16 protein-coding genes, 2 pseudogenes and 1 riboswitch are annotated in these 21,666 nt (G+C 46.3%); of the genes and pseudogenes, 10 read left to right on the top strand and 8 right to left on the bottom strand.

Annotation, left to right across the window (positions count from 1 at the left end; translation table 11 throughout):
• Window positions 1-1,570 precede the first annotated feature (1,570 nt).
• The 5 genes from SIL79_RS12560 (at window position 1,571) to SIL79_RS12540 (ending at window position 8,267) form a co-directional block, all read left to right on the top strand.
• Window positions 1,571-2,278, top strand: coding sequence for a hypothetical protein (locus SIL79_RS12560; RefSeq protein WP_319619310.1), 708 nt, complete (start codon window positions 1,571-1,573; stop codon window positions 2,276-2,278).
• Window positions 2,268-4,586 carry a DEAD/DEAH box helicase gene (locus SIL79_RS12555; RefSeq protein WP_319619309.1) on the top strand — a complete coding sequence of 773 codons (2,319 nt, stop codon included), beginning with the start codon at window positions 2,268-2,270 and terminating at the stop codon, window positions 4,584-4,586. Before SIL79_RS12560 ends, SIL79_RS12555 begins: the two co-directional genes overlap by 11 nt.
• A gap of 320 nt (window positions 4,587-4,906) precedes the next feature.
• A complete protein-coding gene (locus SIL79_RS12550) occupies window positions 4,907-5,884 on the top strand; it encodes a transposase (RefSeq protein WP_319619308.1) in 978 nt (325 codons plus the stop codon).
• 458 nt (window positions 5,885-6,342) lie between these two features.
• The gene (locus tag SIL79_RS12545) at window positions 6,343-7,263 is read left to right on the top strand and encodes a hypothetical protein (protein ID WP_226685155.1); all 921 of its coding nucleotides are present in this window, start codon (window positions 6,343-6,345) and stop codon (window positions 7,261-7,263) included.
• A 101-nt stretch (window positions 7,264-7,364) separates the two neighbouring features.
• Window positions 7,365-8,267: an SH3 domain-containing protein gene (locus SIL79_RS12540; protein ID WP_226685156.1), complete on the top strand. Its 903-nt coding sequence runs from the start codon at window positions 7,365-7,367 to the stop codon at window positions 8,265-8,267.
• 98 nt (window positions 8,268-8,365) lie between these two features.
• Here SIL79_RS12540 and SIL79_RS12535 read toward each other — a convergent pair.
• Window positions 8,366-8,638, bottom strand: a pseudogene (locus SIL79_RS12535) (IS4 family transposase); the annotation flags it as partial.
• Between the two features lie 307 nt (window positions 8,639-8,945).
• Between SIL79_RS12535 and SIL79_RS12530 the strand changes: the two are divergent.
• Window positions 8,946-9,392 (top strand): hypothetical protein, encoded by a 447-nt coding sequence (locus SIL79_RS12530; RefSeq protein ID WP_123115875.1) that lies wholly within the window; start codon window positions 8,946-8,948, stop codon window positions 9,390-9,392.
• Window positions 9,392-9,772, top strand: a complete 381-nt coding sequence (locus SIL79_RS12525) for a TIR domain-containing protein (RefSeq protein ID WP_226685157.1) — start codon at window positions 9,392-9,394, stop codon at window positions 9,770-9,772. The genes SIL79_RS12530 and SIL79_RS12525 overlap by 1 nt, the downstream gene beginning before the upstream one ends.
• A 413-nt stretch (window positions 9,773-10,185) precedes the next feature.
• On the opposite strand, the pseudogene SIL79_RS12520 reads toward SIL79_RS12525, so the two are convergent.
• Window positions 10,186-10,500: pseudogene (locus SIL79_RS12520) on the bottom strand (transposase); the annotation flags it as partial.
• A 211-nt stretch (window positions 10,501-10,711) separates the two neighbouring features.
• Window positions 10,712-11,686 (bottom strand): transposase, encoded by a 975-nt coding sequence (locus SIL79_RS12515; protein ID WP_226685158.1) that lies wholly within the window; start codon window positions 11,684-11,686, stop codon window positions 10,712-10,714.
• 439 nt (window positions 11,687-12,125) lie between these two features.
• Between SIL79_RS12515 and SIL79_RS12510 the strand changes: the two genes are divergently transcribed.
• On the top strand, window positions 12,126-13,334 hold the full coding sequence (locus tag SIL79_RS12510) for a deoxyguanosinetriphosphate triphosphohydrolase family protein (protein WP_233962534.1): 1,209 nt from the start codon (window positions 12,126-12,128) through the stop codon (window positions 13,332-13,334).
• Between the two features lie 535 nt (window positions 13,335-13,869).
• Here the strand turns inward: SIL79_RS12510 and SIL79_RS12505 are convergent.
• Window positions 13,870-15,123, bottom strand: coding sequence for a valine--pyruvate transaminase (locus tag SIL79_RS12505; RefSeq protein WP_234501617.1), 1,254 nt, complete (start codon window positions 15,121-15,123; stop codon window positions 13,870-13,872).
• 266 nt (window positions 15,124-15,389) lie between these two features.
• Between SIL79_RS12505 and SIL79_RS12500 the strand changes: the two genes are divergently transcribed.
• Window positions 15,390-15,698 (top strand): hypothetical protein, encoded by a 309-nt coding sequence (locus SIL79_RS12500; RefSeq protein ID WP_234501616.1) that lies wholly within the window; start codon window positions 15,390-15,392, stop codon window positions 15,696-15,698.
• A 107-nt stretch (window positions 15,699-15,805) separates the two neighbouring features.
• Here SIL79_RS12500 and rlmM read toward each other — a convergent pair whose 3' ends face one another.
• The 4 genes from rlmM to SIL79_RS12480 all read right to left on the bottom strand — a co-directional run bounded on the left by rlmM (window position 15,806) and on the right by SIL79_RS12480 (window position 20,789).
• Window positions 15,806-16,888, bottom strand: coding sequence for a 23S rRNA (cytidine(2498)-2'-O)-methyltransferase RlmM (gene rlmM, locus SIL79_RS12495; protein WP_039034410.1), 1,083 nt, complete (start codon window positions 16,886-16,888; stop codon window positions 15,806-15,808).
• Window positions 16,889-17,173: 285 nt separating this feature from the next.
• Window positions 17,174-18,745, bottom strand: a complete 1,572-nt coding sequence (locus tag SIL79_RS12490) for a Na+/H+ antiporter NhaC family protein (RefSeq protein ID WP_039035925.1) — start codon at window positions 18,743-18,745, stop codon at window positions 17,174-17,176.
• A gap of 81 nt (window positions 18,746-18,826) precedes the next feature.
• A riboswitch (Lysine riboswitch) is annotated at window positions 18,827-19,025 on the bottom strand.
• A 90-nt stretch (window positions 19,026-19,115) separates the two neighbouring features.
• On the bottom strand, window positions 19,116-20,039 hold the full coding sequence (locus tag SIL79_RS12485; RefSeq protein ID WP_071477123.1) for an electron transfer flavoprotein subunit alpha/FixB family protein: 924 nt from the start codon (window positions 20,037-20,039) through the stop codon (window positions 19,116-19,118).
• A complete protein-coding gene (locus tag SIL79_RS12480; protein WP_162206950.1) occupies window positions 20,040-20,789 on the bottom strand; it encodes an electron transfer flavoprotein subunit beta/FixA family protein in 750 nt (249 codons plus the stop codon).
• Between the two features lie 319 nt (window positions 20,790-21,108).
• Between SIL79_RS12480 and SIL79_RS12475 the strand changes: the two genes are divergently transcribed.
• Window positions 21,109-21,504, top strand: coding sequence for an H-NS histone family protein (locus SIL79_RS12475; protein ID WP_039035928.1), 396 nt, complete (start codon window positions 21,109-21,111; stop codon window positions 21,502-21,504).
• The last annotated feature ends 162 nt before the right edge of the window (window positions 21,505-21,666 follow it).

Raw genomic sequence — 21,666 nt, 5'->3', positions numbered from 1 at the left:
ATGCCGTGAAGGGCAGGACACCCGTGAACGGCCATGCCTCGCTACGCGATTGTCATCAACGCCCTGCGGCCGCTTCGAGCGGGAATCGGTGCAATTCTGCAATCATAGCGTTACTTGAAATTGCTTATATGCCCACAGAAATACGCCCATATTCCAGGCACAGGCGAAACTGTGACCTTCCGAGCCAGGGATGGCGAGGCAGAGCTTACAGGGACGTACTCGCAGCGTGTCACAGGATCGCCTGTGCGAAAGGCGCACCGCAGGTGATTGGCTACACCGTGGCCGGAAGCTCGGCCAGTACTAATTTAGGAACTTTTAGCTGGAAGCTATGATAGCCGCTGTGCCAGCGGCCTAAAGTCGTGGAGCTTAGCCCCACACCCGAGGAAAGGGGGCTGTATCGACTCGCCCCCTTTCCAAACCCCTAGCGACCCGCGACGCAGCGGAAAACCCCTTGTGCTTATGATGTCAATTCGCTATCGCGCCAGACGCTCATCCCTGATTCGACTGGCGCTGCTTCGGCATCCATGCCTCGCTACGCGATTGTCATCAACGCCCTGCGGCCGCTTCGAGCGGGAATCGGTGCAATTCTGCAATCATAGCGTTACTTGAAATTGCTTATATGCCCACAGAAATACGCCCATATTCCAGGCACAGGCGGAACTGTGACCGTCGAAAACAGGGACGTTTTCGTCGAGGCTACATGGACGTATTCACGCCGTGTCACAGGATCGCCTGTGCGAAAGGCGCACCGCAGGTGATTAGCTACACCGTGGCCGGAAGCTCGGCCAGTACTAATTTAGGAACTTTTAGCTGGAAGCTATGATAGCCGCTGTGCCAGCGGCTTAAAGTCGTGTCGCTTTGGGTTTCCAATCCAGTCAATTCTGCTTCAAAAACAAACCAAATCAGGGTTTTGTGGCCTTTGTCAAAAACTTGACCTTTGGCTAATTGTTTTCAAATTCAGTACTGGGTATTGTATAACCAATTCAAACGCTTAGCTTTAGCTCTTTCTTAAGCTTAAGGCCAGAAGCAGCACTTTTCCGTTTTCAACGGAATGTAGGGACGAACAGAGTTTGGACCCGTGCGGTAGCCATGGCTTTACTTAACGCTTTTTATAGGGTCTGGGTTGTAAGGTCCTTGGTTGTACGGCTTGAAGCGCTTATGACAAGCACCTCAGAACTGATTTTTATACAGTATTATTGACGTTCCGGGCAAAATGCCGGGAATTTGTAGCTAAGCTTGCGCGTTATTTCCGTAACATTGCAGGAAATACTATTAAATTCATAACGTTAAAAAATACAGCTGGTAGATAATAAGTTTGGAAACCGCGCATGCGCGTTTAGCTGCAAGGGATATTAGGGCTAAACTCTATTATATCCAGCTAATACAAACAGATAGCGATGCGCATTTACACTCATCCGAGGACTAAAACGCGCATGCGCACTATACAGCTGTTATACGGTACGGCAGGCCGTACTGGGATCAAAGAATGCATTGGTCGTCCGGGATGTCTTTTTGAAGAAATTTGGCTTGTATTGAATAATTTAAAAAATATTAACTTTTAGGGTTGCACATGGAAATCGTTTGGGCTCGGGAGGAAGATCTTTCTGCACTTGGGGGCCACGTATCAGGAAGAATATTTTCTGCATTCGTTATAATTAAAGACATACCCGATCGCGCTGAAGAAATGATTCGCACTATGACCGATACAAGTTGGATAAATCAACTAGATATCGTTTCGCAAAAAGCGTTCCAATCCACGACTAAAAGAACTATTGAAAAGCTTGTGAAGTCATTCTTTGATGTTGCCAATGACCAGATCACGACTGATTTTGGTGAATATATGGTTTCTGATAGCGCACAACACGTCTTAAAAGATCAGTTCAATCATAGCAAATTACCACTTGCAGAATTATTGAAAGAAAAGGTAACAGGCAATCCTGGCTTTGATTTTCATACGGAGACCGAAACGAAACTAATAGCTTACGGCGAAGCCAAATATAGTGGTAATTCAAGTCCATACGCAAAGGCTCTAACGCAAATCAACGAATTTATAGGTGATAAAAAGGATGATGCAGAGCTGATAATTTTGAGCAAATTAGTGTCATCTGAAGCGACTGGCAATGCTGTGGAAGGTAATAAAGCGTATGTGGCTGCATTCTCAATTAATGCAGCTAAGCCTGAGGATATTATGGGTAATGTTCTAGGGTCTGAGCATGTAAAGACTTTACTGTCCTTTCCAGAAGTCTATGTAATAGGGATAAAAGTCGATGCTAAGTGAAATAATCTCTGGTGAGTTAGATGCAACTAGCCTTATTACTGATGCCCTTTTTGATATCCACACAAACGGCCCCTCAAATCCTTCCACCTTTGAAACTTTAGCATATATAAAAAGATTTCAGCCAGATTCCCTTGTTAAGTATGAAGGGCGATTAATCAATCTCATGGGTCTTTTTTATAAGAGCGGCGAGCCGAACTCTCTACTTGAACAGGTCTACGCCATTTACAGAGACTCCATCCGGGAAAGTTTTGGAAAGACATACACTCCTCTTCAGGCAAGTGCTTATAAAGAAATTGATGAAAGGAAATATTTTTCATTTTCAGCCCCTACTAGCGCAGGCAAGTCTTACCTTTTTCGCGATGTTATTGGGGCGTATGAAAAAGATATAGTTATTATAGTTCCATCTCGCGCACTTATATCGGAGTACTACTATGAAGTAGCTGGTATCGTAAGGAATGATGTTCTGGTTTTGCAATTCATTGACGACATATACAAAGATTGCACCAAAAGAAGAATATATATAGTTACTCCTGAAAGAGCTGTGGAACTATTCAAATACAAAGAAACCTTTAATCTCGGGCTTATCTTGATGGATGAGGCTCAGATTTCAGAGGAGGAAATACGTGGCATTAAGTTTGACGCGTTTGTAAGAAGAAGTGACAAAGCATTTCCTGAATCGAAAAAAATATTTACCCATCCTTTTATATCAAATCCTGAGGCGCAGCTTAACAAGCACGGATTTGACAATAATTCATCAGCGAAGGTGTATGATCTTCATTCCGTAGGAAAGATATTTGTATCCCACAGAAGGGGGAAGTTTAAATATTTCAGCCCTTACAAAGAGGATGAGGCTCAGGTAGCGACTGAATCTGATATCGTTTCAGATGTATTAGATAACGGAGGTACTGCTCTTATCTATGTTTCAAAGAGTAGCATCTACAAAGGAAGTTTTATTCTCAACTTTGCCACTTACATAGATAAATGCCAGAGGCTAACTGATCCAGAAGCCCTCAAGATTATTGAATCGCTGCGGTTGTACATTGGTGCATCTAAAGATGATTCCGAGCACCGCTCGACGCTTGTGAACATGATGGAGAAAGGCATAGTCGTCCACCATGGCTCAATGCCATTGAAAGCAAGATTAATGGTTGAGAGATTTATTAGAAATAATCACGCTAAACTTTGCTTTGCTACCTCCACCCTAAATCAGGGTATCAATATGCCTTTTGATATTGTATGGATAGATAATTTTAGGAATATGGATGTCCTTACTTTAAAAAACCTTATAGGCAGGTCAGGGAGAACCTCTCAGGATAAATCTAAATACGATTATGGATATACGATCATTAACTCGCAGAATGTTCGTACGTTCCTTGAAAGGATAGCGTCCGATGTAGTAATCACTCAGGAATCACGTTTAGATATTGATGCTAAACAAGATAATGATGACCTGCAAGATGTTATCGATGCTGTTCGAGATGATACATTTGACGATAACCTGTACCTTCCTCAAGTGCAAATCGAACGCATAATGGAAGCAGACCTATCGTCAGAAATGCAGTCAATTTTAGATAATCTTATATGTGATGACACACTAATTTCAGCAGATTCTTACTACAAACTTGAAAACAAAGTAAGGGATTCGATTAAATCAGCTTTCAAGAGGATCTATATACAGCATTTGAGGAGAGATGAATTAACCTCTGCCGAAGCTGGTGTCTTAAGTACTGCAATACCGATCATGCTCTGGCACATACAGGGGCGGTCATTCAGTGAAATTGTATCTCTGAGATATGCATTCCTTAGCGAGCGCGATCAACGCAGATCAGTAATGCGGATGTTAAGGCAAGAGGAAATCAGTGCTGAAGAAGCAAGAGATAGGATTGAAGCCATAAAGGTTAGAAGGTCGCCAGTAGCGTTTTCGTTACCGCAGAAGAATCATTCCGCGGCACCGTTGTATCCGCCTGGAACATCAGTAAACGATATCGATTACGATCAGATCGTTTATGATACATATGACTATCTTGATAAAGTCATCGCTCTTTCAATATCAGATCCTTTATGCGCGGCGTTTGCGGTTCACTATGAAAGAACGCAGGATGCAAGAGCGGTAGCCATGCAAAATTTCATTCGATTTGGTACTAATGATGGAATGGAAATCTGGTTAATGCGTTATGGAATTGATCCTGAGGATATTGACTGGATTAAACCCCATATAGCGAGTATTAGTGAGAGGAATATTGAGTTTAAAGATTCTATTCTAGAGGAAAGCGAAGATCGCCTGAGTATTATTGATAGATACTTATAGGCGTTGCGCTAAGACAAATAACTGCAAATAACAAAGACACCCATTATTTGCTGAGTGAAGGCTCTAGTTGCCTGGATTACAGAAACACTGATGTTTTCACTGGCAGAAAATCATCTTTCAAACCTTTTGAGGGCCATTCAATTATTGAAATGAGCGAAAAAGTCGAATTTCAGACACGATGGAGGTCGAACAAAGTTCGATTGGAGATAAATATCTTGGAGCCTCGGGGATTCAGCCAGTAAAAATGGACACCCAGCATTAATGGCGCGGTAGTTAGCTTCCGACTATGCTTTGTTTAAGCATTTAACAAGGAGGTTATTATGCCGCGCCCTCGCCGAACTCAAATCAGCCTTGAAGATACGCCCTACTATCACTGTTGCAGCCGCGTGGTGCGGCGAGCCTTTCTGTGTGGTAATGATGCCTACTCGGGTAAAAATTATGACCACCGCCGTGGTTGGGTCGAATCGTTACTGTTTGAACTGGAAGCCGTTTTTGCCATTGATGTGGCGGCATTCGCCATCATGAGTAATCATCTGCATCTGGTGTTGCATATCGATATAGAGACAGCAAACCGATGGACAGACAGAGAAGTGCTTGAGCAATGGCATAAGCTGTTCAAAGGTGATGAGTTAACCCGCAAATTCACCCAGGGTGAGCTGATTGAAGCGCATGAAGTTCCCAGGCTGAAGCATACTATTGCGATTTATCGTAGCAGGTTATGTGACATCAGTTGGTTCATGCGTTGTCTCAACGAACCGATAGCGCGTCAAGCCAATCAGGAAGATAACTGTACCGGCCGATTCTGGGAAGGAAGATTTAAATCACAAGCCTTACTCGATGAAGCCGCGGTGTTAACCTGCATGGCCTACGTTGACCTCAATCCCATCAGAGCCAAGATGGCCGATACGCCTGAGCAGTCGGCACATACCAGCATTCAGCTACGTATTCAGGCAGCATTGAAATGCGAACAACCCGCCAGGTTACTGCCCTTTATCGGTAATGAATGCGATAACCAGCCCAGTGGTATTACGTTTGGGCTCAAGGATTATCTTGAATTGGTGGATGATACCGGGCGCTGTATTCGCAATGATAAACGTGGCGCGATAGGTGAAAAGAGTGCCAAGCTACTGACGCGGTTGAATATCCCTCATGAGAACTGGCTCAAGCTTACCACTGAATTTGGAAGACTATTTCGTGGACCGGTAGGCACCTTGCAAGAGCTCAGCTGTTACTGCGAACATTTGGAGAAGCGACGACGGCATTTTGCAACCAGTTGCCAGTACTTTCAAACGGCTTGAACCCCACTCTATCTCAACCGCAGTCATTGAAATCCCCTGAACCATGGGTAGGGCTAGCACGGCTCAAATCTCGCATTTTTGCGTGAAATCGGTTCGATTTCATCAAACCTCTGCAACTCACGGATATCTTTCTACCTCCGGGTGCTCAAATCCCCTAGCGGTGCTTGAACGCAGACTGAAAGAAGATTAAGTTATTGTTTTAAAGTGGGTGGCTTGATTTTTGCGCTCCATAACATTGCAGGAAATGCTATTAAATTCATAAAGTTAAAAAATACAGCTGGTAGATAATAGGTTTAGAAACCGCGCATGCGCGTTTAGCTGCAAGGGATATTTGGACTAAATTGTATTATATCCAGCGAATACAAACAGATAGCGATGCGCGTTTACACTCATCCGAGGACTAAAACGCGCATGCGCACTATACAGCTGTTATATCACCTTAGGAAGTGGAGTGCCGCGTGAAGTTCAAATTCGATATTAAGGCTAATGCAATTGATAGTTTCAATGAAGCCCTTACCAAATATGAACAAGGACAGGGTGGTGATTTAAAGGCGTTTAAATTTTCCATAACACACTTGGCTCATAGTATAGAGTTAGTGCTCAAGATGTACTTGCAATCACTAGATGACAATTTGGTTTTTTCTAAGTGCTATAAAGAAGTTTTGAAGCGCTCCAAAATGGATGAAACAGACCTTTTGTCAGCATTCAATGCCCTTGAAGGTGAAGGCTACGATTTTGGAAAATTAATACAGGGTCATGCATCTCCCCATACGGTTACGGTTGAACAAGCCTTGTCAATTGCTAAGTGTGAAGTATGCGGAGTAACGGGCAATCATTTTGTAGATCAGGATTTCATAGACGACATTAATTGGATGAAGGATCTAAGAAATTCGATTGAGCATTTTGAATTCGAATTTACTGCTAAAGAAGTTCGTCTTTGTGTCGGCAGATTAGTTAGAGGTTTAGCCGAGTTTACAGATATATTTTCTCTTTTCGATTTGGATGAAGAAGTGGGTGAAGACCGTATTCACACCTTCAAAGTACTAGCGGATGAATACGAACACGCCCTTTCGGAAGCAAACATTTCGGTCTCAGAACAAAAGCACCTGCTATTTTCTGGAGTTAGACCAAAACATCAGATGTTTATTGAGTGGAACGTCTATACGTGCCCGAGTTGCGGGAATGACACCATGATACCGAATGATGATTCATCTACGGGCTATAGATGCACGCTAGAGGGCTGTGAAAATGAGGAGTCAGAGGACATTGAAGTGGATTGTGATATTTGTGGTACACCATGGCCTAATGGTGAAATGACTTCATGGGAAGATACATATTCCTATGTATGTCCAAGATGTGAGAATCCCGAGGCATGGTGATATAACAAGCCACTGCACGCGGAAATTTTACTCGCTTCGCTTCTAAAATTCCGGTGAGTGGAGCGTTAGAGCACAACAAAGGGAATCAGTGGTTTTAACAAATGACAAATGATCTATTCAAGAACACTACTCTCGACTTTCTTCGTGCGCTTGACGATTCGCCAACAATGCGTGCCATTCGAGCGTTGGAAGAATCCCCAACCATGCGAATGATTCGTGAGATAGATAATTCGCCGGTGCTCCGATTGATGCAGGAAATTGAAGACTCACCCTCAATGCGACTAATTCAACAGATTGAAGAGTCTCCAGCAATGAGAATTATGCGCGATTTAGAAAATTCTCCCTCGTTACAAATTGCCAGAGATCTCGAAAATTCAGCAGCATTTCGAGCAATTCGCGATTTACAAGATTCGCCAGCCTTAAAAGCAATTAAAGCGCTTGAGGTTAGCCCATCATTTGCAGCATTCTCGAGAATTTCTGAGCAAATCAATAAAAATTATGGTGCACTAACCTTCTCAGAGGCTTATCAGTTTCTCGTAGATGAGATCGAGGTAGCAAAAGACGATTCTTCATTGATTGAAGATCTTAAAGATAAGTCCAGTCGTGCGCCGCTTAGTCCATTGAGCGCAGAGTTTTATTTAAGTCTTATATTTGCTCTTTTTCTCTATTATCTTTCTCAGGTATCTGCAACAGAATCAGAAGAAAGATTGCTCGAGAGAATGGGGGTGTTGGAACAGACTATTTCAACTCAACTTCAAGCACTTGAAAGTAAAGAAGCTAGTAGCATTTTCTTGGTAACTGATCGAGAACTTAATTTCCGAGATGGGCCAAGTATGGATAGTAAGGTTCTCGAGGTACTCCCAAGAAACAAAAAGGTCATAGAGATAACGAGGCAAAAAGATTGGATTCAAGTTGAGTACTTTGATTACGTAAATAATTTAAACAAGGTTGGCTGGGTACATAGCGGCTACGTGATCCAGGTTGATGTCAGTAAGAAACAATGAAATGCTCTAACAATCACATGCACTCGGACAGCAAAAAGCGCCGCTCGCTCCTCGCTCTGCTTTTAGCTGCCGGTGATGTGAGGCGCTGGATGATCCCCTCATAATTCGGGCCTCCCAGAGGTGTTAACCAGTTTAAGAAATTCACCCCAAGCCCAGCGAAAATGCGATCCTTTGATTGAGTATTCCGGACGTCGTCTCACTTCTTTGCCGAGCCGGAGCACAGATAGCACGTTTCTGTCACGTATCGTATTGGCTTGAAACCTCCGCTGCCATCCCAGATGCCTGACAGCCAGACCGATGCACCAAAGCAGGATTTCTACCAACAAAGCTATCAGTAATAATAGAAGATAATATGGACACCCAGTAGAAGATAATATGGACACCCAGTAGAAGATAATATGGACACCCTAGAAGATAATATGGACACCCAGTGTTAATGGTCATTGAAATCCCCTAAACCATGGGTAGGGCTAGCACGGCTCAAATCTCGCATTTTTGCGTGAAATCGGTTCGGTTTCATTAAACCTCTGCAACGACAAAGATATCGTTCGACCTCAGTGTGCTCAAATCACCTAACTGTGCTTGAATACAAACAGGAAGAAGATTAAGTTATTGTTTTACAGTGGGGCTGATTGAGGCGTTAGCTATCCTCTGATAGCTTGGAGATATATAAGAAAGATGACGGAATACAAAAGATCATGTGAAGACGAACTGGACTGGGCAAGTGTCGACCAACTTCACGAAGCAACTCTTCAAATAAGCAAGAGTTGTTTTGAATTCAAGAAAATCTGCGTGGGGCTTATAGGTGCAGCTTTGGCTGTTTTGGTCAAACTGACTGACAACAACCTTGATCACTCGTACTTCATTATACCACTTCTAATTTGTTTCGGATTTTGGATCGCAGACTCCTCTGCATACTATTTCCAAAGAAAAACAAGAAGCGCCATGAATCAAAAGTTGCATGCGATTGCACAGAGAAATTCCATCAACGATTATCCTAGTGGAGATCTGGGTGTAACTTGGTTTGGTGCCGCATTTAATCATTCTATGACACTCTATTTTGCCTTGGCTGGCCTCGGTATTACAGGCTGGGCAGTATATGCCATGAGTTGGATTGGATCATAATGTCTATATTTGTGAGCTATACCACCAGAGATAGCTATGTTGATCGTAATACATTGAAAATGGTGTCAGGTGTGTTGTCGAATTATGGTCCGCACTATATTGACCTTCTACACAACGATGCGTCAGAAAAGCAACGTCATGTTGAGGAAATGCTATCTCATGCTCAACTTATAATTCTAATAAGGTCGCGTTCTATAGAAAAATCCGAATGGGTTCAGTGGGAATTGAGCGAAGCTAAAAAAATTGGCATTCCCATAATTGAAGTTCAAGCATCTATAAACCAAAAAGAAACTATCAGTAATTTAAAAAATAAACTAGATTCAGAGTTCAAGAAGCTAACAAGGCGCTCAAGCAAGGACGCGCTAACGCGCGCCGCTTAGCTGTACTAGCTTAGCCAAGCGTTGACATAATTCCCATTGTCAAATAGATAAAAGTGTCCTTACCGGAGACCCAAAAATCTCCGGTAAGACACTCTGACAGTCGGACTTTGGCGAGTAAGTGTCGGCAGTTGACCTTGCACTCTTTTGAATAGAGCCGCGCAAGTTTGGCTATTCGCATTACCTGTGTTCGCCGCAGGAGCCTTGTAGAGACAACAAAGACACCCATTATTAGCTGAGTGAAGACTCTAGTTGCCTGGATTACAGAAACACTGATGCTTTCACTGGCAGAAAATCATCTTTCAAACCTTTTGAGGGCCATTCAATTATTGAAATGAGCGAAAAAGTCGAATTTCAAACACAATGGAGGTCGAACAAAGTTCAATTGGAGATAAATATCTTGGAGCCTCGGGGATTCAGCTAAACAGCTTCTGACAATTAGCGGCTCCTTGCCTTCGTCGTCGTTGCAGGTGAGTACAGTAGTCGGTAAGTGACTCCAGTGTACCCACTGGCCCCTTGAATAGACGGCTAAAATCAGTCGTCAACTTGAGCCAGTTGTCGATGGGGATGTTTAAACGATTCAAAATAGTCGTAGTGCCGGCAGTAATCTGGCCGCGCTTGTCATGGCGGATAATGCGCCCGGTATCATCGACCAGTTGTAGATAATCCTTGACATCAAAGTGCAACCCTTGTGGCATGTTCAGCCGTTCATTGCCGACAAAGGGTAACAGCTCACAAATAACAAAGACACCCATTATTTGCTGAGTGAAGGCTCTAGTTGCCTGGATTACAGAAACACTGATGTTTTCACTGGCAGAAAATCATCTTTCAAACCTTTTGAGGGCCATTCAATTATTGAAATGAGCGAAAAAGTCGAATTTCAGACACGATGGAGGTCGAACAAAGTTCGATTGGAGATAAATATCTTGGAGCCTCGGGGATTCAGCTAAACAGCTTCTGACAATTAGCGGCTCCTTGCCTTCGTCGTCGTTGCAGGTGAGTACAGTAGTCGGTAAGTGACTCCAGTGTACCAACCGGCCCTTTGAATAGACGGCTAAAATCAGTCGTCAACTTGAGCCAGTTGTCGATGGGGATGTTTAAACGATTCAAAATGGTTGTTGTGCCGGCAGTAATCTGGCCGCGCTTGTCGTGGCGGATAATGCGTCCGGTATCATCGACCAGTTGCAGATAATCTTTGGCTTCAAAGTGCAATCCTTGTGGCATGTTCAGCCGTTCATTGCCGACAAAGGGTAACAGCTCAGGTGTGTTTTCGCCCTCCAACGCGGCCCGTATCCGCCGTTGAATACTGGTATAGTCTGAGTTCTCCGGGGTTTTGGCTATTCCCGCGCGGATAGGGTTCAGGTCCACATAAGCCATGCAGGCCAATACGGCTGCATCATCCAATAGCGCCTGGGATTTGAAGCGGCCTTCCCAAAAGCGACCGCTGCATCCGTCTTCCCGATTGGCCTGTCTGGCAATAGGTTCATTGAGCGCCCGCATGAACCAACTGATATCCATCAAACGTTGGCGATAGACTTCAGTGGTTTGTTGCAGAGTGAGATATTCAATATCAGAAAGTGTTTCACCACGGAGAAAACGCTGAGATAACAGGGTTCCACTGTAAAGCAGGTGCCAACGCTGTAAAACCTGCTCTAATGTCCATTCTGTGGCGGTTTTCAAGTCAACTCTGAGCACCAAATGCAGATGATTGGACATGACTGCATAGGCACACAAGTCAATGGCGAACACTGCCGCCAGTTCCAATAGACGGGATTCAACCCAATCACGGCGATGTTCATAGCTCTTGCCGGAGTAATCATCAACGCCGCATAGAAAGGCGCGGCGTACACAGCGGGAGATGCAGTGATAGAAGGGGGTGTCCTCAAGACTAACTTGAGCATATCTTGGCCTCGGCATGGCATCCTTTCCTTTTCAAAGGCTCCATTCAAGCCTAGACAAGGAGCCAACAATCTGCCAAAAATTATGGGTGTCTCCATTTTGGACCCCCGATATCTTTCTACCTCCGGGTGCTCAAATCCCCTACTGGTGCTTGAACGCAGACTGAAAGAAGATTAAGTTATTGTTTTACAGTGGGTGGCTTGATTTTTCTGTAACATTTTAGAAAATAACATTAAATTCATAATGTTAAAGAATGCAGCTGGCAGATAATAGGTTTGGAAACCGCGCATGCGCGTTTAGCTGCAAGGGATATTAGGACTAAACTCTATTATATCCAGCTAATACAAACAGATAGCGATGCGCGTTTACACTTTTCCGAGGACTAAAACGCGCATGCACACTAAACAGCTGTTATAAGCCAAGGTTAGCTGGTTAGATAATTAACAAAGAGAAAAATATGTACGATAATGAAGTAATTGAGTATGCGATAGAGCAAGAGAACATACTCTCTAAATTAGAGTATCGTGTACACGAGCATGATGATGGACGTTCTGAGCACCGCCAAGATCTGATGCGTGATTATGCACGAGTTCTATACTCATCATCCTTTAGACGTCTGCAAGGTAAGATGCAATTGCTTGGTGTAGACGCTAATAAGTTCAATCGAAACCGACTCACACATAGTTTGGAAGTGGCACAAATTGCTCGCTCGATTGCTTGCGACCTCAAGTTGCAGCATACGGTTGTAGCTGAAACTGCATCACTAGCACATGATATTGGTAACCCGCCTTTTGGACATTACGGTGAAGTTGTACTTAACGACTTGAGTTCAGGGTGTGGTGGTTACGAGGGAAATGCTCAAGCATTCCGAATCTTACGTACTTTAGAAAAGAAACATTACGCGTATCCGGGGCTAAACCTAAATGTGCGTACTCTGATGGCTATAACCAAATACTTCTTCAATAAGCAGCAGAACAGTAAAAAGTTCTTATACGATGCCGATTATAATTTTTTAAAAGGCGAACTCGAAAGTAAAGGAGTTGCTGTCACCAAGAGTATTGATGCTGAGATAATGGATTTAGCCGACGAAATTGCCTATGCAGCACACGACCTAGAAGATGCACTAAGCTTTGGCATGATTAGTTTAGGTGAAATAGTTCATGAGTTTAGCATTAGCGACAAGTTTAAAGATGCATACCCAACCATGGCTACGATTGCGCAAGATGCGCAAAGTGTAGCTATGAAAGCTAGTCGTAGTGGTACATCAGAAGAGTATGCAATTGTTCTCAAGAAAGAGCTGACGTCAAAAATAGTTAATACCTTATGCTCTGACATTGGTTTAGTTGATGGTTGTTTAGGTTACAAAGAACATGCAAAACTAGCCGAGGGGCTGAAAAAACTGTTGTTTAAAGCAATTCTTCGTAAGAAAGACATTCAGCTTTACGAGCGAAGAGGAGAGCAGATTATTCGTGGCTTGTTTGAGGTTTATTCTGATGAAAAATACAACAAAGATAACATCTTACTACCACCAGAATTGCGTGCAATTAATGACTGTAAAACTCGCTTAGTTACTGACTACATCTCAGGCATGATGGACTCATATGCAGCTCAGGAGTATGAAAAGTACTTTGGTAAGGGTAGCGCAGATAAATTCTACTTTAAGTAGACTTGGCTTATATGTATTAGGCTTATATGTATTAGTGTGATTACCGAGGGAGACTGACGGACTAATTACCGAGGGACTTTGTCGTTCCAACATACCAGTCTCCGCATAGAACTCTCAACCAGTAATCATCGTTAAGCAGCTGCTAGCGATGATTTTGCTCTCTCTATCCGCAGGGCTACCGTATTAAGCTTATGCAAATAACAAAGACACCCATTATTTGCTGAGTGAAGGCTCTAGTTGCCTGATTCACAGAAACACTGATGTTTTCACTGGGAGAAAATCATCGTCAAAGCTCTTTGATTACAACTAAGCTGTTGAAGTGAATGCTAAAGTCAAACTTCAGACGCAATGGAGGTCGAACAAAGTTCGATTGGAGAGAAATACTTGGGAGCCGCAGGGATTCAGCTAAACAATTTCTGACAATTAGCGAGTTTATCTAACTAAAAGGTGTCTAGGAAATCAGTGGCAATTCACAATGCTACAGCAGAGTTGCTTAAAACTCACAGCAAGCAACTCTGCGATAATAACCTTGGTTTCAACCAAGCTGTGCCCAAGCCTTATTGACTTCTTCGGCGATGATTTCAATGCCGCGATGCATCAACTCGGGTTGTTGTACATAGTTCATCCGAATACACTCACCGGCGTGTGGCCACTCTTCGGCCAGTCCGAAGAAGAAGTACTCTCCGGGCACCACCAACACGCCCCTGGCTTTCAGGCGTCGATAAAGTTCCATGGCACTGATGGGCAGGCCTTCAAACCAGAGCCAGAGGAAAATCGCGCCCTCGGGTTTATGAATTCTGAACCTGGGGTCCGGCAGAGCCTGTTGCAGCATGGCCACGGTTTGCTGCGCCCGCTGCAGATAGAAAGGCCGCACCACTTCATTACCGAGCCGCAGCATATCACCACGGGCTATCATCTCTGTCGCCATCGCCGGGCCCATGCTGCCCGGTGCCAGTGAGATAATACCGTTGATATTGGTCAGCGCCTGGGTGATGGCTTGGTTGGCTATCACTATGCCGCAGCGCAGCCCAGGCAGCCCCAGCTTGGAGAGACTCATGCACAACACAGTGTTGTCATTCCAGAAAGGAGTCACATCCTCAAACAGAATATTGGGGAAAGGTGAGCCGTAGGCGCAGTCGAGGATCAGCGGGATCCCGTGCGCTCTTGCCAGCTTATCCAGCTTATCCACCTCTTCATCGGTCAGCACATTGCCTGTGGGATTGGTCGGTCGTGAAACACAAATAGCGCCGATATCGGCATCGACTTTAAGCCTTTCAAAGTCGATGTGGTACTTGAACAAGCCGCCATCCAGCTTGGTAATTTCCGGTTTGAAGGTACGAAACAGTTCATCTTCCAGACCGGCATCACTGTAGCCGATATACTCAGGAGCGAGCGGCAGTAAGATCTTGCGTTTTTGCCCCTCGGCAGTGGTACCGGCAAATAGATTGAACAGCGCGAAAAACGAGCTCTGGCTGCCGTTGGTGAGGCTGATATTGTTTTTGGTCAGCGACCAACCGTAGGTATCGTTAAGCAGCTTGGCCAAGGCATTGAGAAAGGCATCTTTTCCCTGCGGGCCATCATAGTTGGTCATGGCCGCGAGCAACTCGCCCTTGGCCAGCATATCGGCACTGAGCTCGGTAAAATAGTCGAGCATGGAGGGGATGGCCGCCGGGTTACCGCCCCCCAGCATAATCGCCCCCGGAGTGCGTAGCCCTTCGTTGAGATCATCCATCAACTGGGTGATACCTGTATAACGGTTAAACTTGTCGCCAAACTTGGAAAACTGCATTACTTCTATCCGCAGACTCATATCAAGAAACAGAACTTATTTAGTAACAGGAACCGCGGCGGATTACACCTTAAAAGTTTTTTAGTTGCGTGATACAACTCAATATTTTCCAAGCTTAAATGACTACAAACGCCCCGAGTAAGAGTTACATGGTCTTTTGAGAGTAGATTTTTGTGCGCCAGCGAACATTTCGCCGACACCGACTTGTTGATCCATTATCTGGGGCACACACTTAAAAACAGGAGAAGCAGCCAGAGGAGCAGCGGGTGTCAGCCTCAAAACTGAGTGAACTAAAGCAGCAACAGCAGAGTCTGTTAGAGCAGGAATTGATGCGGGAGCAAGCCGGTTCCCTGGGCGTTGCCGGCAAGAAGCTGGAACAGGCATTGCAGGATTATCAGCGCCACCATCACCTGTCACCGAGAAAGAAAGCGGAATACATCAGTGTGGTGGCCGATGCCGTTTATAACCTGATGTTGACCCGGGAGCTACTCGGCTTTATCGATAGCAATCTTGAGTGGGTTTGCGGCCAATATGACATTCCGGATGCCGTGCTGCAGCATATGGCCTTGAGCTGAAAAGCATCAAGGCCAGCTTGAGGCAAGGAAGGTGCGAACCACGCCTTGCATCCAGGCCCACAAGCCGACGCAGAGCACACATGGGACTTGTTCGCCCCCTCCCCAACTCACCAAGGCGAGTTGGGTCGCAGCCACAGGTGCACTGTCACTTCATCCCTGTCGTGGTAGAGGTGTTTACAAGCCAGCTTAAACTCTGTGATGCCGTTTTCTTTGAGAATGGCCTGCATATTTTCCAATATGGTGCTCACCTCTTTGTAACGGCTCTTCATCGGCAGTTTCAGGTTAAAGATAGCCTCTTTGAACCAGCCATTGATGGCCCAGGCTTCCATCAGCTCGGCCACCCTGGCCGGCTTTTCCACCATGTCACACACCAGCCAATAGATGTTCTTGCGCTTGGGCTCAAAACGGAAACCATCGGCCTGGAAGTGAGTCACCTGGCCGGTTTCCATCAAACCTGCATCCATGGGGCCGTTGTCGACGGCCGATACAAACATGCCGCGGCGCACCAACTGATAGGTCCAGCCGCCGGGACAGGCGCCGAGATCCACGGCGTTGAGACCGCTGCGCAAACGCTCTTCCCGCTGCGGCTCGGGAATAAAGTGATTGAAGGCCTCATCCAGTTTCAAAGTCGAGCGGCTGGGCGCATCGGCGGGAAACTTGAGCCTGGGGATCCCCATAAAAAACGGTGACGAGTTATGGCTGTAGGAATAACCGGCAAACGCTTTGCCCGGTGCCACAAAGCACACATGGATTATCGGCCGCTTGGGGTTTTCCTTGGCCAGCAGAGTACCACTCTGTTTCAGCGACTGACGCAGCGGCACGGTAAACTTACGGCAGAAGGTCAGCAGCTCTTTGGCTTCGTTGGTATCCGGAGTTTCGACCCTGAGCTCACCGCCCTTGCTGACATCTTCAAGCGCGGCGGTAATTGGCCCTACCCTGTCTTCCGGAGGCAGGTCGCTGAGCAGATCGCCGCAAACAAACATCTGCCGGGCAAAGATCAATGAGTCCAGCGCCAGTTCCTGTGCCAGGGTATCGGCTTCCCCTTCGGCAAAACATTGAAAGATCACATAGGCATCGTTGTTGTTGGCCTTGACGAAACCACCGACATTGAGCAGTGCCGCCCGATTTTGGATCTCGGCCGCGCACTCTTTTTCATAGCCGGCACGACAAAACAGAAACAGGTTGTTCATTGGTATTTCCAAACAGTGAATCTTACCGGAAAGCCTCCGGCAACTGGCGAAGGCGGCAAGTATATCAGAAGCCTTTTCCCATCGCAGGTTAGTTATTCCATTCCTTGTTGGACTTTAAACCAGCATTAATCTTGATCAGGTATTCAAATACGGCCGAACTTGATGCCGGCACACGACTCTTTACCAAAGCCAACTCCCAAGCTGAATCAAGTAAACGAAATGGCATTACAACAAAACACCCGCCATCAGGGCGGGTGCTGTTAACGCAAGCTATTGGGTGGCAGCTCAGGCATTAGTATTCTTGGGTTGTTGCCATTTGAGCCACACCAATCCCAGCAGGAACAATACACAGCTACAGGCAAGCCCCAACCATACCGACTCGGTAAAACCGAGCACTATATAACCACCGAGGGAAATAAGCGCCACCAACACCGCATAAGGCAGCTGAGTCAACACGTGATCGATATGATGACAGCCGGCACCTGTAGATGACAGAATCGTGGTGTCCGATATCGGCGAGCAGTGGTCGCCAAATACAGCACCGGCCAGCACGGCCGCCAACATAGGCAACATCATACTGCTGTGGCTGCCCATAGCCATATCGGCAGCAATCGGCAACATGATCCCGAAAGTGCCCCAGCTGGTGCCGGTAGAAAAGGCGGTAAGCCCAGCCAAAATAAATAACACGGCCGGCAGCAAGGCAAAGGGAATATTGCCACTGGCGAGACTGGCCATAAACTTGCCGGTTTCCAATGAGCCTATGATCCCGGCTATGGTCCAGGCAAACATCAGAATATAGATGGCCGGCAACATAGAACGGGCACCCGAGGTGAGCGCCTTGAGGATCATCTTGGCTTCAATCTTCTGGATAAAGGCCAGCAGCAGCGTTACCACCAGTCCGATGGAAGCGCCAAAAAACAGTGACGAGCCCACATCGGTTTTCTCAAAGGCACCTATGATGCTGAAAGGCAGGCTTTCTGCCGCCAGGGCATCGGCGCCGCTGGAAACCATAAAGTAGAAAGTCGCCACCACCAAGACACCTATGGGCAGGAACAGGCCGTGCACCTGACCGGTTTCCGCCTCGGGCAGATCGGCATTGGCACCGGGAGGCAGTCCCTTGGACTCATCATAGAGATTGCCTTTACGGGCATTAAGCTCGTGTTTGCGCATGGCGCCGATATCCAGCTCCATATAGGCCACGCATAGCAAGAGCGCCAGGGCAAACAGGGCATAGAAGTTCATCGGGATCATCTGCACGAAAGCGCTCAGATGTCCGGTCTCGGTAAAACCATGAGCCGTGAGAATACCGCCGATAAGGGCAATAATATAGGCACCCCAGCTGGAAACCGGCGAGATAACGCACACAGGCGCTGCGGTTGAATCCAAAAGATACGCCAGTTTGGAGCGGGAGATATAATATCTGTCGGTCAGCGGTCTAGCGATACTGCCCACCACCAGGCTGTTGAAGTAGTCATCGATAAACACCACACAACCGAGAAACATGGTTAGCAGCTTAGCATCACGACGATTGCGGATATGCTGTCTGGCCCAGTTGGCAAAGGCTCTGGCAGAGCCACTAACAGTAATCAGTGCAGTGATCATTCCCAGCAGCACCAGGAAACCCAGAATATACAGGTTCCAGGCATTAAAAGCGCCATCGTCCCAAACCAGGGAAAGCACCCTTTGCCCCAGATAAACCCCGGTATCCAACACCGACCATTGATTGAGCAACAAGGCTCCGATCAGTATTCCCAGCCCTAGAGATAACAACACCCGCCGGGTGAAGATCGCCAATAAAATTGCCACAACCGGCGGCAACAAAGAGAGTGCCGAGTCGGCATAACTTAGTACTGTCATTGAGTCTTGTTCTTCGTTAAATACGAATGGAGGGCAACTGAACTGGTGGGAAAAGGCAAAAACATACCGAGTAGCACCTGTCCTTTCAGTAGCGCTCCATAGTAACGTCAATCTGTCATCCCGACAGAATATACTATGGCAGTGCTGCCCCTATTTGGTAACAGCCCCAGCGGTGGACTTTGATGAGTCGCAACCCCTTCGGCACCAAATCCTTTCGCGATACATAAACGGAATCACCCTGCTTACCGCTACTGATATTTAGTGCGCCTCTACTTCTCAGGACGCCTGATTTCAGGCGTGAGGCACATAAAAACATAGGCGGCTTTGAGGATGCTACCCCAAAGCCGCCTATCGTGACCTAGATCACAGATTAAATCAACTCGTTCAACTTGGGCACCACATCAAACAGATCAGCTTCCAGACCATAATCGGCAACCTGGAAAATAGGCGCTTCAGGATCTTTGTTGATAGCCACTATGACTTTTGAATCCTTCATCCCGGCCAGATGCTGAATCGCTCCGGAGATACCCACAGCAATATACAGCTCTGGCGCCACAATTTTACCTGTCTGACCGACCTGCAAATCATTGGGAACAAATCCGGCATCTACGGCGGCCCGTGATGCACCTACGGCGGCGCCAAGCTTATCGGCCAAGGTTTCCAGCATGGCAAAGTTTTCGCCACTGCCCATACCGCGACCACCGGAAACAATCACTCTGGCACTGCCAAGCTCCGGACGAGCCGACTCGGTCAAACTCTGAGAGACAAAGCTGCTCTTGGCGTCAAAGACGCTGTCGAGCTGATTGATTTCAGCTGAACCTGTCTCGGCAACGGCGTCGAAGGCGCTGGCGCGCACTGTGGCCACTTTCTTGTTATCCAGACTCTTAACGGTCGCCATGGCGTTACCGGCATAGACGGGACGGACAAAAGTATCGGCATCGATCACCTTGGTGATCTCAGAAAGTTGAGCCACATCCAGCAAAGCCGCCACTCTTGGCAGTATATCCTTACCCTGGCTTGAGGCTGCAGCCAGAATATGGCTGTAGTCGCCACTCAAAGACAAGATGAGCTCACCAATATTGTCGGCAAGATGAGCACCATAGGCAGGATTATCGGCCAACAGTACTTTACTGACACCTTCAAGCTTGGCGGCGGCATCGGCTGCGGCCTTGCAATCCTGACCGGCAACCAAGAGGTGAATATCTCCACCTATGGCTTTGGCCGCGGCGACGACTTTGGCTGTGTCCTGTTTCAGGCTGGCATTATCGTGTTCTGCTATTACTAATACGGCCATTTAGATCACCTTCGCTTCGTTTTTCAACTTGTCCACCAGCTCCTCAACGGAAGCCACCATCACACCCGCCTGACGGCTGGCCGGCGTTGCTACCTCCAACACCTGTACGTGCTGCTTGAGAGTCACTTCCAGATCCTCAATGCTCATGGTTTCCAGCGGCTTGCGCTTGGCCTTCATGATATTGGGCAAAGAAGCATAGCGAGGCTCATTCAGACGCAGATCCGCTGTAACTACAGCCGGTAGAGGCATGGACAGAGTCTGTAAACCACCATCCACTTCACGGGTAACCAGCAAAGTTTCACCTTCCAGCTTCACTTCAGATGCAAAGGTTGCCTGAGGCATACCGGCGAGCGCTGCCAGCATCTGTCCGGTCTGATTGTTATCACCATCGATGGACTGCTTGCCGATCAGAATTAGCTGCGCCTGCTCTTTGTCCTGCACTGCCTTGAGTAACTTGGCAATAGAAAGGGGCACCAGCTCTTCATCGGTTTCAATGTGAATGGCACGGTCGGCGCCCAGAGCCAATGCGGTACGCAGTTGCTCCTGTGCCGCCTTGGGACCTATGCTGACAACAACGACCTCAGAAGCACTGCCGGCTTCTTTTAGACGTACGGCTTCTTCTACCGCAATTTCACAAAATGGATTCAACGCCATTTTCAGGTTGGCTGTTTCAACGCCTGTATTGTCAGCCTTGACCCTGACCTTAACATTGGCATCGACCACACGTTTTACTGGCACCAATACTTTCATAGGGTTTCCTTCCTACACCTTGTATCTTATGTGGATTACGTACCGATGATACCAGATACATCAGTACAGGATGGCTCAACTTTACGTGCTGTTGACGTTAACGTCAACAGTAGTTTAAACGCTCGTTTGCCAATTCTGTCACACTTTATGGTCAGTTTTTTGAACACTTGGCAACTTTTATGGTCGTAGAATTGAAATAAATAAAGAAATTAATGTCAATTGACGTAAAAATATTTGATCCTGACACTTATAGTTTCTATTATTTATAGCGATATTCACCTTAACCCAATTTATAAATTAGCGTGGGACCTAAATACTTATGAGCGATTTTCTTGATATATTGACTCACGGCCGTCGTTTTAAAGCCGCAGTAAAAGAGTTAAGCGTTGCAGATCTGCGCGATCTGGCAGTCAAATTGGATAAGATCATTATTGATCGTGAAGAAGAAGCCAAGAAAGAAGAAAAGGCACAGGCTGAACGTCTGTCTAAAATTGAAGAGATCCGTAAGCAGATGGAAGCCGTTGGCCTATCTGTTGAAGATCTGGGTAATGTTGCTGCCGCCAAGGCTGCTCCCAAGAAGCGTGCTCCCCGCCCACCAAAATACAAAATCGTTGTAGATGGTCAAACTATTACTTGGACCGGCCAAGGCCGTATGCCAACTGTATTCAAGAACGAAGTAGATAAAGGTCGTTCAATGGATGATTTCCTGATTTAATCAGGTTTTCCTAGCTTAAGCCTCGACAGTGTCGGGGCTTTTTTATGTCTGATAGACGTCTGGCATCTGTTAAAAAGCCTTACAATTACGCCTTGGCATTTACATTTAGGCTGAGTTAAGTTTACGACTGCCGACTTAAAGCGAGGCTTTCGTCCGCTTTTT

It is taken from the genome of Shewanella indica (assembly GCF_033842865.1).
Classification (GTDB): domain Bacteria; phylum Pseudomonadota; class Gammaproteobacteria; order Enterobacterales; family Shewanellaceae; genus Shewanella; species Shewanella indica.
The sequence above is the reverse complement of the archived record's forward strand: the minus strand, read 5'-3'. Positions and strand labels throughout refer to the sequence as shown.